Source organism: Mucilaginibacter lappiensis (assembly GCF_900155965.1).
GTDB classification, from domain to species: Bacteria; Bacteroidota; Bacteroidia; order Sphingobacteriales; family Sphingobacteriaceae; genus Mucilaginibacter; species Mucilaginibacter lappiensis.
This window is the reverse complement of the sequence record NZ_FTMG01000016.1, coordinates 91,850-107,214: the sequence shown is the minus strand read 5'-3', so window position 1 is coordinate 107,214 and position 15,365 is coordinate 91,850. Positions and strand designations below refer to the sequence as shown.

Here is a 15,365-nt window from a genome sequence, read left to right as displayed (position 1 = left end):
GAATAATATGGATACAAGCGCACTGAACATAATGAACTGCTTTTTCGTTTAATTTGTTAATTAACAACTTTGTGTTAACTGATGGATAATGGGATGCATTATCTGTAATGCAAGGAAAAAGATGCGTTCAACCTTTATTTCAGCCTCTGCCTATTACCTAAAAAACCATAGGATAATTGCTGGTGCATCCCCAGCATTAAAAAAAAGTCTTTGTTTATTTTGTCTGTTAATTTTTGTCTTTGGCACGGCTCAGGCGCAAACTCCGCAGATTACCCCTAAAATGGCCGTAAGGCTACAACTTGACGAAACCGGTCATAAAACCATCACCTCTACAGATGTTGCCGATATCAGCGGACTTGCTGTAAATGGTAGCGTTACGGTTAATCCTTCTCAACTCGATTGTTCATCACTTGGCCCGCAAACCATAACCGTTACGGCCAGTAATGGTACACCAGGCACTACTCAAACAAAAGCAATACCGGTTATAGTTGTCAGTACTCCTATATTTTCAAATTACCACGATGTAACTATTCCGGCAGACAATAGCTGTAATACCGTTTTGCCTGATTATACCGTAATGTTTGCACCTCATGATATTTGTACAAATGTCACACTTAGTATTAAACAGGAACCTGTTGCGGGCACAGCATTAACTGTAAACCAACCTACCACTATTACACTCACTGCCGGTGATCAGTTTGGGGGCACTACAGCTGTTTTTTTTTCGGTTACCCCATATGCTGTCCCGGTAATTTTTCCAAAACCCAAACCTATAACACTTAAATTAAGTGAGAGCGGAAGTTACGAGGTACAGGTAGCAGATCTGGGCCAACCGTTCGTATGTGATGGCAGTACACTAACGAATACGATAAGCCCTCCAAATTTAAGCTGTGCAAATCTCGGAAACCAAACCATTACGCTTACCAGCAGCAATTTACGACCAAACCCACAGGCTGTTACTTTTAGTGTACCTTCCGATGCGGTAACCGACGCAGCTGGTAACATTTACGTAGCCGACAGTTATAGCTGCAGCATCAGAAAAATTGCAAGCAATGGCGCGGTAACAACTTTTGCGGGTGGCAGTGGCTGCGGATACGCAGACGGTAACGGCGCTATAGCAAAATTCAAAGTGGTTAATGGCATCACCATTGACCCGGCCGGAAATTCGTATGTAATTGATGAGAATGACCGCGTGAGGAAGATAACGCCCGATGGTACCGTTACTACCCTGGCCGGTGACGGTCAAAATAAAACGGTTGACGGATTGGGTACAGCCGCGAGTTTTAAAGATCCGAAAGGGATCACGATAGATGCTGCCGGCAGTTTATATATAACACAGGGCGATTATCTGATCCGTAAAGTAACACCAGGTGGTATGGTTACTACCATTACCTCACCTTCATCTGTTTCAAAATTAAACAACCCCATAGGTATCACTACAGACCCATTAGGGAATTTATACATAACCGATTATACCAGCGCCATCAAAAAAATAGCTCCCGATGGCACCATAACCATCATAGCAGGCCACGATGGTTCGGGGTTTACAGATGGTACAGGAGCCGCGGCAAGTTTTAACCAACCGAAAGGTATTATCGGGGATAGCCAGGGGAATTTATACGTTACCGATTCAAAAAATAATGCCATCCGTAAAATCGATCCTTCGGGTAAGGTCACCACGCTTCAATTGTACACCACCAACCCAGGGGATAAGGCCACTTTAAATAACCCTATCGGTATAAAGTTGGATCCCTTTGGTAACCTCATCGTAGTTGACACCGATAATGAGCGTATTGTACGCATAACCCCGGCAGGTCAGCTTACTACCATTGCCGGAAATGGCATCGTTGGCAATAATAATGGTAATACCAACACCCCTGCCATGTTGGGTGGTACAGTTTCTATCAATGTACCGGTAACGGTGGTAAGTTCTATTAACTCTACTTCTCCACAAGATGGCATCACCCCCACCATTAGTTCTTTACCGGCAGATGCTACCGTGTGCGCCGGCAATGCGATAAACTTTACAGCAAGCATACCAGCTGGTACTACAGTTAACAGTTATCAATGGCAGGTAAACGGTGTTAATGCCGGATTCAATCAGCCAACCTTTAGTAGCAGTACCCTGCAAAACGATGACGTAGTTACCTGTATTACGGCTAACAATGTGAGTTGTACCGTGCCTCAAACCAGTCAGCCTATACAAGTTCATATTAATCCGGCACCGGGAGTTGTTTTCAATCAGAATCCAACTATAAAGCTGGGCGAAAGTGTAACTTTGGTTCCACAACTCTCAGGAGATATTGTCTCTCTAAACTGGTCGCCTGCATTTGGTCTGAGTAGTACCAGTACGCCATATCCACTGGCCAATCCTGGTGTTACAACAACTTATTATCTCACGGCTACCTCATCAATCGGCTGTCAAACCACCGTTCCGGTTACGGTTACTGTAATAACACCCATTCATGTCCCCAATACTTTTACACCCAATGGTGATGGGTTTAATGATGTGTGGAAGATTGACGATCTGGTCAACTATCCAAATTGTACGGTTAATATATTCAACCGTTATGGCCAGGCTCTATTTCATACCAACGGCTATGGGACACCTTGGGATGGCACCTATCATGGTGACAAGGTACCACCAGGCACTTATTACTATATCATCGATTTAAAGAATGGCAGCAAACCTTTAGCAGGATGGGTAGCTATTATCCGATAACAGGTCGGTATACTATAGATGGGCTAATATATTGATCAATTTGCCAAATGGGTCGCGCACATAAAAACGCCTTACGCCCCAGGGTTCATCAACAGGCCCATATTCTATCTTGAATCCTGCTTTACGCACCCGTTCAATCGCGGCGTTAATATCATCAACTTCTATAGAAACATCAGGAACGGGCGTACCGGAGCCACCTTCAGATGCAAAGCTGATCTGTATACTCATGTTATCAGGGGAACCGTATGTTGCTATCCAACCGTGATCCATTACTACGTCAAGCCCCAATACATCCTGATAAAAACTTTTAGCTTTTGCAACATCAGGTGTGCTGATATTGGATACAATGCGTTTAACTTTCATCGATATTTATATTTATAAATGCAGCCCTGTCCGAATTATTTTTAACCAGCCAACCGGCTTTTCCTGGTACTAAGTACAATACCACCCAAAACTAAAACTGCGCCGGCTATTTGTAAAATATTAATATGTTCATTTAAAAAAACAAGAGATATAATCAATCCAACTACAGGGTCGAGATTAGCAAAATTCCCAACCTGTGCCGCGGTTAATAATTGTAGCGATTTACTATATAGTAAATAGCAGACACCCGAGGATACAGCTCCAAGATAAAGGATCGCCAGCAATGAATTCAGATGTATAACCGGCCAGCCGGAATGCCGGTTTTCAAATATAGCGGCAGGCAGTAAACACAATGAACCAACACATGTGCTTAGGCTGGTAATCAGTAACGGATTAAAATGAGCAGCAGTCTTTTTTGACATAATAGTATATGCACCCCATGAAATTACAGCAATAATCATTAACAGGTTCCCCGTTATGCTGTTCCGGGTATCACTGTTATTATCGCTTGATAAAAACCCAATGAGCATTACACCTACTAAAGAGGCTGTTATTCCAACTATCTGTACAACAGATAATTTTTCCTTAAGAAATACTGCAGCAAACAGCGCTATACAAACCGGGATAAACCCCTGTATCAATGATCCTACTGATGCCGAAGTAAGTTGGGCCGAAAGATTAAAAAGTGTATAAAAGCAAGTAACTCCCGTTAAGCCCATAAATATAATAGAGAACCATGGCACACCAACCAAATACTCCTTGATGGGTTTATCTGTATTGATCAAAAATATAAGTAATAACGTAATAGCGCCTATAGAACAACGACAAAAAGCAAGTGTTAACGGCTGGATATCATTGATAATCATCTTGGTTACAGGGTAACTGCTGCCCCAAACAATCATGACAAACAATATACTACTTAAGCCTATTAACTTTTTATTTAACATTTTTTGAAGGTACTCTATATTTGAAAATTTGTGCGCGAATAATAAACAATTTATATAGAAACTGTGCCTAAGATAGTCTGCTTGGTTGTAATAGCTTGAAATATAGAAACAAAAAAGCGCCCCGTATCTCACCCCGGGACGCTCATAGTATGTATATACTACATCAACTATATCTCAAAAGAGATCTTCAATATCATGGGTTAATTAACCCTTCTAAAATCAATATTAGTAAGTTTTATACCACCGGTACCCAGGTTATCCCCTCCAGATTTGATAACCAGCCAAACTGTACCAGCATTTGGGAATGAAACCACGTTGCCACTGCCCGCACATTTAACAGCTGATAATAAGCCATTAAATGGTGTATTACCGCAACCTGTCCAGGTATTCAGAGCCATACGTATGCCACCATCACTATAATCTTTGTTTTGTGTTGGTTGTAAGGTACTGAGGTAAACTTCAAACCAAGTGTTGGTAGCACCCTGTCCCTGTACATTAAAATCAATCTTATATTGTTTGTTGGCTCTTACTTCAAAAGGTTGATAAACGCCCTGATGCCCGCCACTGCCTCCGGATGCCAGTATGCTTCCATCATCATTAACCTTAAACGTAACGTTGTCATTTGAAGCGATCTTTAAAACCGTCCATTTGGTTTTATCAACCATATTGGTTTTAGGCGTAACCGCGTCCAGTAGCTGATCCACATTAAAATAAATGATCACTTTATTCATATCGGTATTGATAGCCTGCTTTGATGAATTGGCTATTTTGATACCTAAAGCTGCGGTTTTTCCACCATATTTGGTCATAGAGGCGATCTTTATTTTAGGTATGATAGCACCTTTCATGATGTTATTATTGAGCGTCACAGAATCTTTTGACGGTAAAGTATAATCGGCCGGGTCTAGTATAACGGTATTGGCCGGTAACGCGCCTGACGTGATCAAACCGGCTATAGCGGTATTATCAATACCTACATCCACAGTTAAAGCATCAAAGTTTGATTCGCCACCACGATAAACCAGAACCGAAAAATTAGCTGTGCCGGCTACGCTGTCAACCAATAACTTGCCATCAACAAGCGCATCAACAAGTCCATTCGGTTTTTCTGCTTGTGGTAAATAAACTTTTACCGCAGGATTCGATTTTACCCCTTCCAGGTATTCCTGTTTGCAGGAAGCTATGGTCAATACTAAACAAGCAGTCCATTTTAGCATTGATGATATATGAATTTTCATAAAATATTTTTTAAATCCTTACTTATTTAAGAGGGGTCATCATACTTTGTCCATATGATGATCCGGATATCATTACCAGCCTGGGTTTTGTTTCCAATTGGTTTTCGCGATCTCGCTTTGCGGAATAGGAAACCAATTCATTTTTTCGTCAAATATCCTTTCTTCCAATTGTTTAACCGCATAGCTATTTGAGCCCGCTGAATTAGTGATCTCGATGCGATTTACCGGAGTCTTGAAATATATTGAACCTTCTTTCCACCGGCGCACATCCCAGAAACGTTGATCCTCATAGCTTAGCTCCACGTTGCGCTCATGTTCAATAGCTTGCTGGTTCAACACCGTTAATACCGGCATTTTGACACGCTGCCTTACCTTGTTAATAGCTTGCAGGGCAGTCATCCCGTATCCTTGCGGGTCGGCATTGGCACCATAGGCATTATACATGGCCTCGGCATAATTCAGCAGGAGTTCTCCATACCTGAAATAGACCCAGGCATGATTGGCTGTGGTTTTATTAACCAGATCGATAGATTGATTAACCCATTTTGACATATAATAGCCTGTTTTGGTGGCATTTTGTTTGGGTAAGCCGCTATTACCACCGGCAAATGTTTCGATAGTTGTGGCATTAAACGTAGCCCCATTATACACCACTGTGGCCGCAAAACGGGGATCCCGGTTTTGGTATGGATTAGCAGCCTGGACCGGATCACTCCAGCTAAAGGGTACCGAACCGGTTATATTACCTGAACCATCCTTTTGAAGTACTTCAAAACTCTCGACAAAATTTTCAGTTGGAGCAATGCTCTTACCTTGGCTATTTTGAAATACGATTGGATAATTAGCATACTCAACCGTATTTATAGCGCCGTAACGGCGATAAAAAATAAGCTCGGCCGATGTTGTGTTATTTGCTCCAAATAAATTGGTGTAATTGGCATCGAGCGAATAAGAGCCTAAAGCCATAACATCATGTGCAGCCGCAGCAGCCTGAGCCCAGGTTACCGTTGAACCATTATCCTTGAACAGCGGGCTTGCTCCATATAATAAGGCCTTAGCTTTTAGCGCTTTTATAGCCCCCTGTGTAACACGGCCAGCCTCGTACCAGGAATAAGAGCCAAGGTTAGCAGGTATAATAGCCGCCGACTTATCACATAAGGAAACGATGTATTTAAGAGACTCATCAAGAGAGTTTCGTTGTACATTTTTCCAGGTATTAGCATCATCATAATCAAACGGCTGATCAAAAATAGGTACCCCTCCGTAACGTTTAACCAGTTCCATGTAGAAAAACGCTTTTAAGAAAAGCACTTCACCTTCCATAAATTTAACGTTATCGCGAGCGTTAAAATAAGTTGTGGAATCTGATGAAGTGATCTTATCCTTGATATAGGAAATATCAACCGCATTCTTATTTTTCAGATAAAGATTGGCTTGTCTTATACCTTTAAAATTCCTGGCCCATACATCAGCAGGGTTATTGTACTGGTTCCAGGTACCGGTGTTAAAAGTTTGCGATGTATCTAACGGGTTAGTAGCTTCCGCGTTATCGGTAGCTGCTTCCATATCCAAATTGGCAAGGCCATCGGGCAAATAACTGTAAACATTCCAAACCTGCTGCTGTACATAGGTATAATTGCTGTAAAGTTTATCAACAGTAACACCTGCCTGTAAAGTTTGCACATCCAGATAATCACGTTTACAGGAGTAAAACATTGTGCCTATTGCCAGCAATGTTATTATATATCGATTTTTTTTCATTTCCTTGTAATTACAATAGTTTATACTACAATTTCACTTTCATACCAAAACTTACCGTTTTCATTAAAGGATATCCCATAGAAAGACCTTCGGCCTCCAGATCGGCAATTTTGTCCCATGTAAACAAGTTGGTTCCGTTCACAAATATTCGCACGGCATCCAATTTCTTTAAAAAGCCTTTTTGAGGTAAAGTATAGCCCAGTTCAATGCTACGCAGTTTCAAGAAATCGCCATTACGCATCCAAAAATCAGATGCCTGGGTATTATTGGCATTGCTCAAGGTTGAAAGGCGCGGTGAAGTTGCTGTAGTCGCATTTTCAGGGGTCCAGCTATTGGCCGAAAATGCAGTGATGTTATTATTGTTTACAAATGGTTTAATATAATAAGGAGCATCATCAAGCAGACTTACCGTGCGGTGCATTACCCCTTGCAGATAGGCGTCAAAATCAAATCCTTTAAATTTGAACCCAAGGTTAAAGCCGATAGTAATTTCGGGCAGTTTGGTATAATTTAAGGGTACTTTATCATAATCATTGATGATACCATTGCCATCCTGGTCGGCAAATTTCAGATCACCTGGTTTCACATTGGTATAAGAAGAAGCTGGTACCCCTTTCTTTAAGTTACCATTAGCATCAAAATCAGACTGCTGATAGAAACCCTTGAAAACCAATCCCCGCATCTGGTCAATAGGGTAACCTTGCGTGTATAGATAGTTATAAGGTTGTGGAGCCTCAGACCGTTTGACTATTTTATTCCGGGCAAAGGCCACCGATCCTCCTACATAATATTCAAAATTACGGTGCTTTTCATCAAACTTAAGGGAAGCCTCAAGTCCTTTATTATGTACCTCGCCAGTGTTAGCATATTGCAAGTTAAAACCCGTGTAGTCAGGCACACCTGCTGATGGGATCTCGAGGATACCAGTCCGTTTCTCTGTAAATACATCAATGGTACCCGAAAACTTTTTCCATAACTCCCAATCAACACCAATATTAAGCGTGGTTTTCTTTTCCCAAGCCGCGTTCGCGTTAGTGAAAGGTCCCTCTGCTAAGCCAGTATGATTGTTGTTGGCAGTACCGGTGATCCAGCCCGGGGTGCTTTGAGCAAACTGTTGATACAGGAAACGGTATTTTTCGTTGATATTACCTGTAGAGCCGTACGAAGCTCTTAATTTCAGAAAACTGAAAGCCGCATTGTCTTTTAAAAAGTCTTCCTTAGATACTATCCAACCTAAACCAACCGCAGGGAAAAAACCATACCGGTTACCTGGCTCAAAATCATCAGATCCGTTGTAGGCGGCAGAAAAATCAACAATGTACTTTTGATCATAGTCATAGGTTAAATCACCAGACAAACCTTGCGTACGCACCTGGTAGGTTAAACCGTTGTGGCTATAGCCCTGTCTACGGGCCATAATCATACCGGTAAAAGTATGTTTACCAAAACTACGGTCATAATCAAAACCAGCCTGTACGGTAGTACGGTTCCAAAACGGACCGCCGTTATCATTGCTTGACTGACTGATAGTACCTATCGTTTTATAAACCACAGTTCCGTTTGACATTACTGGCTGATCATTGGCATCTTTTACAATCTCATAAGAAGGTACCGAGAAAAGTTTCTGATAAACACCAACATACTGATTGCTAAACGATACCAACCCGCGCAGATCTAAGCCTTTGGTTATAGCATCCAGTTTCTGGGTAAAGCTAAAGGTAGTTTGCAGGGTTCGGGTATGGGAGCTGTATACCCCATTTTGTTGTAAAAGCTCAACCGGGTTAAAGTTATATACCGAGTTGTTTCCCCATGAGCCATTCGGATTTTTTACCGGGAAGGCAGAAGCAGGCAGATACATCAGCGCGTTGAATACGTCGCCGGCGGCAAAGCCCGATGGAGTGTTCCTATCTTCGGTTATACCACTGATATTGGCCATTACCGACAGGTTTTTATTCAATTGCAGTTCCACATTAGCCCGAAGATTTAACTTGGTATATTTGGCATTTGTACCAAAGTCCTTATCAATGACATCGGCATTTTTGTATAAACCATCAAAGTTGGTATAGTTCATCAATACAAAATACTTCGCTGTGGCATTACCCCCCCTAAAAGAAAAATTGTAATCCTGAATTGTTGATGTATTTTTTAACAGTTGGTCATACCAATTCACATTAGGGTGATATGGATCATTGGCTGCTTTATACAACTCTGGGTTAGGGTACTTAATGGGCAATCCGTCATTTTTTAATGCCTGATTGTAGCCTGTTGTATAGCCATAAGCATCCATCACTGTGGGCAGGTCAATAGCACTGAGTATCCCATATCTGCCGTTAACGGTTATCTGGGTTTTGGGTATCTCCGTACCTCTTTTGGTTTTAATGCTGAGTACACCAGCACCTCCTTGTAAACCATATACGGCTAATGCGGCAGCGTCTTTTAACAGTGTTACCGATTCTATTTCATAGGCCGACAAACCACTTAGGGCCCCCATATCAACCTGCGAACCATCCAGATAAATGAGTACCTGGTTTCCGGCTATATTCCAGCTGCTTTGCCCTCTCACATAAAGTGTAGGATTATCGTAGCCGGGCTCACCAGATCCGGTTACCACCGTTAAACCGGGAATGCGTCCCTGAAGTGTATTTAGTAAATTACCTACCGTCATATGGGTTAAATCTTCACCCGGAAGGGTAAAAACCGCACCTGTATTTCTCCAGGATTTTTCAGCTTTTATTCCACCATCAACTATGGCTTTTGTAGCGCTATTGCTGGCTTTAGTGGAATCTGCCTGAGTAACATTTGTAGTTTGCGCATTAGCGACAGAAAAACTACAGAACGTAAAAATCCATGCAAAAAGGGTTATATATTCTTTTTTCATTTTTCTCATTACTTATTAATGTGTATAGCTGATTACCACCCCGGATTTTGTCCATCCCACGCCTTCGTGCCCAGATATCTTAAACTGATCTCTTTACTGGGGAAAGGAACGTAATAGTATTTTGGGGGAAATACTCTTGCAACAAAAGGTACCACCTGCCAGGTTCGTTTTAATTGCCCGTCTGTGCCTTTTCTTGCGGTGGTTTGTATACCATGTAAAGTGCCGTTTAACACCGATTTTGCCTTCAGCCAACGGTTAAGATCATTATACCGGTGACCTTCATAAGCTAATTCAATAGTGCGTTCATTTTGTATGGCATCCCGGAATGAACTGGGATCGGCAGGTTGTTTTGGGGGCATTCCGGCTCTTAACCTGATCAGGTTAAGGTAATTAGTAGCATCACCGCCCGGGCCCTGATATTCATTCAAGGCTTCTGCATAGCTTAAATAAAATTCAGCTAAACGAAATACCGGCCAGGCCAGGTGATTGTCGGTCATGTTATCAACACGGGCAACAAACTTGTATACCTCTGTGGCGTAGCCATCAACCCCGGCATCACTGCTGGCCAAATTACCATCGGTTGGATAATCACCCTTTTTATAATACGCTAAAACACCACGCTGACTGCTATAATATTTACCATCATAAGCGATTGTTTGGTAAAACCGTGGATCAAGATTAAGAGCAGCCATATCAACCGGCAGATCGGCACCTGTAGCGGGTAAAGTCCATTTAGTGCCGTCCATTTTTTCATATTGCTGCATAAATTCAACAGGCACATTATTTTTCACCCCCCATTGAGCCAAACGCAACTTTGAGGATAAATACTGCCCCCATACAAAGCCACTACCCGCCTGGTTGGCCGTGTTCACCAATATCAGTTCCTGGTTAGCAAATACATTCCATACCGATTCATAATCGCCAAGTGTGGCATAGGTTTCGCCGGTTGTTAAAGGTTTTCCAGTATTGAATAATGATACCCCAGCGCCCCCTGCATTGTCTATTACATCTTTGGCAGCTTTAGCAGCTTTGTTCCAACGCTCCTGGTCATAGCTGGGATAAGCCAATACGGTATCGCGGCTATCACCAAAACGGGCTCCCGATACTTCAGCTTTTAAATTGGCTGGTGTGTTATAAAGCGGGCTAGCGGCATATAACAATATCCTGGCTTTTAATGCAAGGGCAGCCAACTTAGTAACCTTTCCAAAATCGGCCGCCCCACGTGTAGTAGGCAGCATACTCGCCGCCTGGTCGCACCATTTAACTACGCTATCAACTACAGATTGCACCGAACTGCGTGGTACTGCTATCTTTGAGTCTCCTTCTAAAGGTTTATTTACAATGGGGATACCTCCGTAATATCTAAACGCTTCAAAGTGCTGCATGGCCCGGCAAAAAAGGGCTTGCCCTTTTACATCTGTTTTCCAGTTTGCATCGGCATCAGCAACCTTATTGATATTTTTCAATACCAGGTTTGCCTGTCTTATACCTTTATAATGCCAGCCATATCCCGGGCCATTATCAGATCCAAAACCATAATCGCAGTTAGCATCAGCACTCATGTTACCGGTAATATACGTTCCTGTACCTATTGTATTTGAAGCCCAGTCATAGGCCGGGTGTATAATGTAAAGCTGGTCTGTAATAGCTTCGGGGCGGCAACCATCATAGGTTTGGGGGAAATAGCCCCGTACACACAGGTAATACATTTCTGCTACTGCATATTGTGCCTGATTCTTGCTATCAAAAATAGTATCAACGGTTACTGATCCTCCTTTGGGTTTTTCCAGAAAGCTTTTTTTACAGCTTGTTGAAGACAGACCGCCTATCAGACCCACAAAAAGCAATATGATTATATTTATTCTTTTCATCATTTAGCTATTAATTGATTAAAAATTAACATTTAAACCCACGTTATAAGTCCGTGTTAGCGGATAACCGATGTAGCCTAAGTTTTCGGGATCGCCCCATATTTTATTCGGCGACCAGGTGTACAGGTTCAACCCATTCACATAGAAACGGGCTGATTTAATACCTACCTTTTTCAAAAAGCTTGGCTTAAGTGTGTATCCTATTTCCATATTTTTCAATCGCAGGTAAGAAGTACTTTTCAGGAAAAAAGTGTTATAAGCCGCCGCCTGATTATAGGCAGCAATAGGAAAGTCGATCCTGTCGCCATTGTCATACCGTTCCTGGGTAAAGCGGTTCAGATCCACATCAAAAAGCGATTGTTGTTTGTTAAAGTGGAGCTCCTGCATAGCATACTTAGCCACGCCGCCAACACCTTGCAATAAGGCCGAAAAGTCGAAGCCCTTATAGTTGAAACCGAATGACAGACCATAACTCAATTCTGGGATATCCGTTTTTCCGGTTCGCACATAGTCCTTTTCGTTGATGATACCGTCGCCATTAACATCAACCAGCCTTACCTCTCCAGGTTGCAGCGGAGCCCCGGCATAACCCAGATCTTTCTGATAAACCGGTTGCCCGGCGGCGTTTACATAAGGTTTTCCACTTTTATTTAAGGCTCTTACCGGGCTTGATAGTATTGGATTTCCGTTAGCGTCAACGGCATATAATTGTGACCACGATGTATATAAACCATCGGCTTGCAGATATGATCCCTGATTGATCGGGCGACCAGTAGCTGCATTATACTCTTGTCCGGGTGCGATAGCCTCGTCTTGAAAAATAATCTTGTTCTTGTTGGTTGAGGCATTCCCTTTTACCCACCAGGTAAATTTGCCGGGTGCGCTATTGTAGCTAACCTCTATCTCATTACCCCAGTTTTTAACTTCACCCAAATTGTATGGAGGCAGGGTTGCCTGAACAATACCCGGAACGCTTCCGCGGTATGAAAGGATATTTTTACGATGCTCGTTAAAGTGATCAAATGTAACAGTAACACGTTCGTTAAACAGGTGAGCCTCTAAACCTATATTTGATTTGGTGGCAACTTCCCAGGTAACATTTGGATTACCCAATACACTTTCCATAGCTCCCTGAACACTATTCTGATTGTTTAATGTTCCAAAGGTGTAGCTGTCGCCATATTTCCAGGTATCTGGCAAGTATAAATAGCGCGCCAATTGTGGAGGGTTGCTTCCTGGTACATATATACCGTCATTCCCCACTTTACCTAAACTCCCCCTGATCTTCAGAAAGGTTACAAAATCAGTTTTTGGGAAAAAGGATTCATTACTGGCTATCCAGCCTAATGAATAAGCCGGCAAGAAACCAAATCTTTTGCCTTCCGGAAAATTCTCAGAACCATTATAACCCATGTTATACTCGGCCAGATATTTGTTATCATAGGCATAGGTTATCCTTGCAGCAGCACCTTCATAAGCATGCGGCAGGTCTGGCACATAGGTTGGATCGTATCGCTTTTCGGCATTCGCTAATATCAAACCTGAAACAGCGTGTTTTTTTGCGAAAGTATGATTGTAGTTAATCGAAACCTCGCCATATAGCTTACGCCATTTTTGGGTATAATAATCATCAGATCGCATTGGTGCTACGTCATTAGTTAGTTGTACCAGAATGGGGTTTAACTTATCGCCATTGGGATTTGCTCTTACGCCATATAATAATGGTGTATATTTTCCGTATGAACGATCCTGAAAATAGCTGTCATAAGCGCCTTTAGCATTGATGGACAAGCCTTCGGTAATGAAATTGAGCTTATGCGTTAATTTGATGGACGAGTTTAGGGTACTATTGGTATTGATATTATAATTGTTGCTATTGGCTATAGCATACAATGGGTTAAGCTGCTCGTTTTGATTGCTGAACGGCACAACAAATTTGCCATTGATAATACCAGGTGACCCAAGTGGTGACGACCATAGGATACGTTTTTCCCAGGTATACTCGTCATTATCCATACCTGTTATGGTCACATACTGCGTAGCTATATCAACCGATACCCTGAAGTTTTTATTAACATCAAAATCAAGATTTGACCGCAAATTGTAACGCTTTTTCTTGAATTGCATGTCATCGCCGAATGGCATATAATCCGTATTGAATAAACCACCTTGTTTCAGATAGCCTAAGGATACGAAGTATTTTACAGATGGTGTTCCACCGGTGATATTAACGTTGTACTGAGTTTGCGGCGTGAACTTATTGAAAATCTGTTTTTTCCAATCCTGATCCGGGTGACCATACGGATCATAATAAGGATTTGGCTTGCCATTAACAGTTGGCGTGTGTGCGTTCTGATAATATTTCAAGTCCTCTGGCGAGTAATAGATCGTGGCTTCCTTCACCCAGTTAGCATCTCTTTTCTGAGCAAAATCACTCCAGGTTTTTATATCAGCATCATTGGAATGTTGGATCCAGTAATTTTCATAACTCTGCTCATTTAATAATGAAGCATATTGATATGAGTTAACAAAATTAGGCATACTGGAGAATTCTGATATAGCCGTTTGAGCTGTACCACTTACCTTAGGAGCCCCTTCTTTACCGCGCTTGGTAGTGATCAAAATAACACCGTTGGCACCACGAACACCATATACAGCTGTGGCAGAAGCATCTTTTAATATGCTTACTGTTTCTACCTCATTTGGGTCAATATCATTATAGGTATCGCGGGCAACACCATCAACCATGATTAACGGAGCGGTTACGCCAGTATAGGTTCCAATACCACGTACATATAAAGTGGAGTTGTCATCACCAGGTTTACCCGAAGTTTGAATAGCTGTTAAGCCTGATAAACGCCCGGCCAACGCGTTGCTCAAATTTGCAGTTGGGGATTGTACCAGATCTTTGGTGCCAATAGAAGTAATGGCTCCGGTAACAGATTCTTTCTTTTGCGTGCCATAACCCACTACTACAACCTCGTTCAGATCTGTTGGATTATCTTCGAGCGTTATGTTGAGCTGGGGCTTACCATTAAGTGGTATCTCGCGTGTTACAAAACCAACAAAGCTAAAAACAAGTATCGCATTATCGTCACTAACACTAATGATATAATTTCCATTATTGTCCGTCACTACGCCCATTCTCGTCCCCTTTTCTTTAATGGTTACCCCAGGCAGAGGAAAACCTTTATTGTCAGTAACTTTTCCTGTTACCTTTTTCGGGGGTTTTATATTATCGTTCTGGCCTGTTTTTTTACTAATTAATATGGTTTTATTTTCAATTACATAGGTGAGTAATTGGTTGGCAAAGCACATATCCAGCGCCTCTTTCAGAGGGACATTTTTAAGATCAAGGCTTACCGGTTTGGCAACCTTCAAATCATCTGAGTTATATAAAAAATCGTAGCCTGTTTGATTTTGTATTTGCTCAAATACTTCTTTTAGATTGCTTTTTTCGGCCTTCAATGTAACCTTCTGCGCGTAAGTTGCTGCTGTTACCTGTAAAAAGGTGGCCGTTAGCAAAATTAGGGTTAGTTTCATGATAAGCACAGGTTTATATAGGCGCCCACGTTGTTTGCCGCA

At 42.0% G+C, this 15,365-nt stretch carries 8 protein-coding genes; 1 reads left to right on the top strand and 7 read right to left on the bottom strand.

Annotation, left to right across the window (positions count from 1 at the left end):
- Positions 1-280 precede the first annotated feature (280 nt).
- Positions 281-2,722, top strand: coding sequence for a T9SS type B sorting domain-containing protein (locus BW976_RS23610; protein WP_175614169.1), 2,442 nt, complete (start codon positions 281-283; stop codon positions 2,720-2,722).
- 12 nt (positions 2,723-2,734) lie between these two features.
- Here BW976_RS23610 and BW976_RS23605 read toward each other — a convergent pair whose 3' ends face one another.
- The 7 genes from BW976_RS23605 to BW976_RS23575 all read right to left on the bottom strand — a co-directional run bounded on the left by BW976_RS23605 (position 2,735) and on the right by BW976_RS23575 (position 15,323).
- Positions 2,735-3,085: a glyoxalase superfamily protein gene (locus tag BW976_RS23605; RefSeq protein WP_076377172.1), complete on the bottom strand. Its 351-nt coding sequence runs from the start codon at positions 3,083-3,085 to the stop codon at positions 2,735-2,737.
- 41 nt (positions 3,086-3,126) lie between these two features.
- Complete coding sequence (locus BW976_RS23600; protein WP_084192331.1) at positions 3,127-4,032, bottom strand: DMT family transporter; 906 nt, start codon at positions 4,030-4,032, stop codon at positions 3,127-3,129.
- A gap of 200 nt (positions 4,033-4,232) precedes the next feature.
- The gene (locus BW976_RS23595; protein ID WP_084192330.1) at positions 4,233-5,270 is read right to left on the bottom strand and encodes a DUF1735 domain-containing protein; all 1,038 of its coding nucleotides are present in this window, start codon (positions 5,268-5,270) and stop codon (positions 4,233-4,235) included.
- Between the two features lie 72 nt (positions 5,271-5,342).
- Positions 5,343-7,031 (bottom strand): RagB/SusD family nutrient uptake outer membrane protein, encoded by a 1,689-nt coding sequence (locus tag BW976_RS23590; protein WP_076377166.1) that lies wholly within the window; start codon positions 7,029-7,031, stop codon positions 5,343-5,345.
- A 25-nt stretch (positions 7,032-7,056) separates the two neighbouring features.
- The gene (locus tag BW976_RS23585) at positions 7,057-9,909 is read right to left on the bottom strand and encodes a SusC/RagA family TonB-linked outer membrane protein (protein ID WP_076377164.1); all 2,853 of its coding nucleotides are present in this window, start codon (positions 9,907-9,909) and stop codon (positions 7,057-7,059) included.
- A 32-nt stretch (positions 9,910-9,941) separates the two neighbouring features.
- Complete coding sequence (locus tag BW976_RS23580) at positions 9,942-11,783, bottom strand: RagB/SusD family nutrient uptake outer membrane protein (RefSeq protein ID WP_245834777.1); 1,842 nt, start codon at positions 11,781-11,783, stop codon at positions 9,942-9,944.
- Between the two features lie 15 nt (positions 11,784-11,798).
- Positions 11,799-15,323 carry a TonB-dependent receptor gene (locus BW976_RS23575; protein WP_245834776.1) on the bottom strand — a complete coding sequence of 1,175 codons (3,525 nt, stop codon included), beginning with the start codon at positions 15,321-15,323 and terminating at the stop codon, positions 11,799-11,801.
- Between the last annotated feature and the right edge of the window lie 42 nt (positions 15,324-15,365).

Bases quoted from the DNA above. Each gene is read 5' to 3' on its own strand.
- BW976_RS23585 (WP_076377164.1), bottom strand. From the start codon at position 9,909: ATGAAAAAAGAATATATAACCCTTTTTGCATGGATTTTTACGTTCTGT.
- BW976_RS23580 (WP_245834777.1), bottom strand. From the start codon at position 11,783: ATGATGAAAAGAATAAATATAATCATATTGCTTTTTGTGGGTCTGATA.
- BW976_RS23595 (WP_084192330.1), bottom strand. From the start codon at position 5,270: ATGAAAATTCATATATCATCAATGCTAAAATGGACTGCTTGTTTAGTA.
- BW976_RS23600 (WP_084192331.1), bottom strand. From the start codon at position 4,032: ATGTTAAATAAAAAGTTAATAGGCTTAAGTAGTATATTGTTTGTCATG.
- BW976_RS23575 (WP_245834776.1), bottom strand. From the start codon at position 15,323: ATGAAACTAACCCTAATTTTGCTAACGGCCACCTTTTTACAGGTAACA.
- BW976_RS23590 (WP_076377166.1), bottom strand. From the start codon at position 7,031: ATGAAAAAAAATCGATATATAATAACATTGCTGGCAATAGGCACAATG.
- BW976_RS23610 (WP_175614169.1), top strand. From the start codon at position 281: ATGGCCGTAAGGCTACAACTTGACGAAACCGGTCATAAAACCATCACC.
- BW976_RS23605 (WP_076377172.1), bottom strand. From the start codon at position 3,085: ATGAAAGTTAAACGCATTGTATCCAATATCAGCACACCTGATGTTGCA.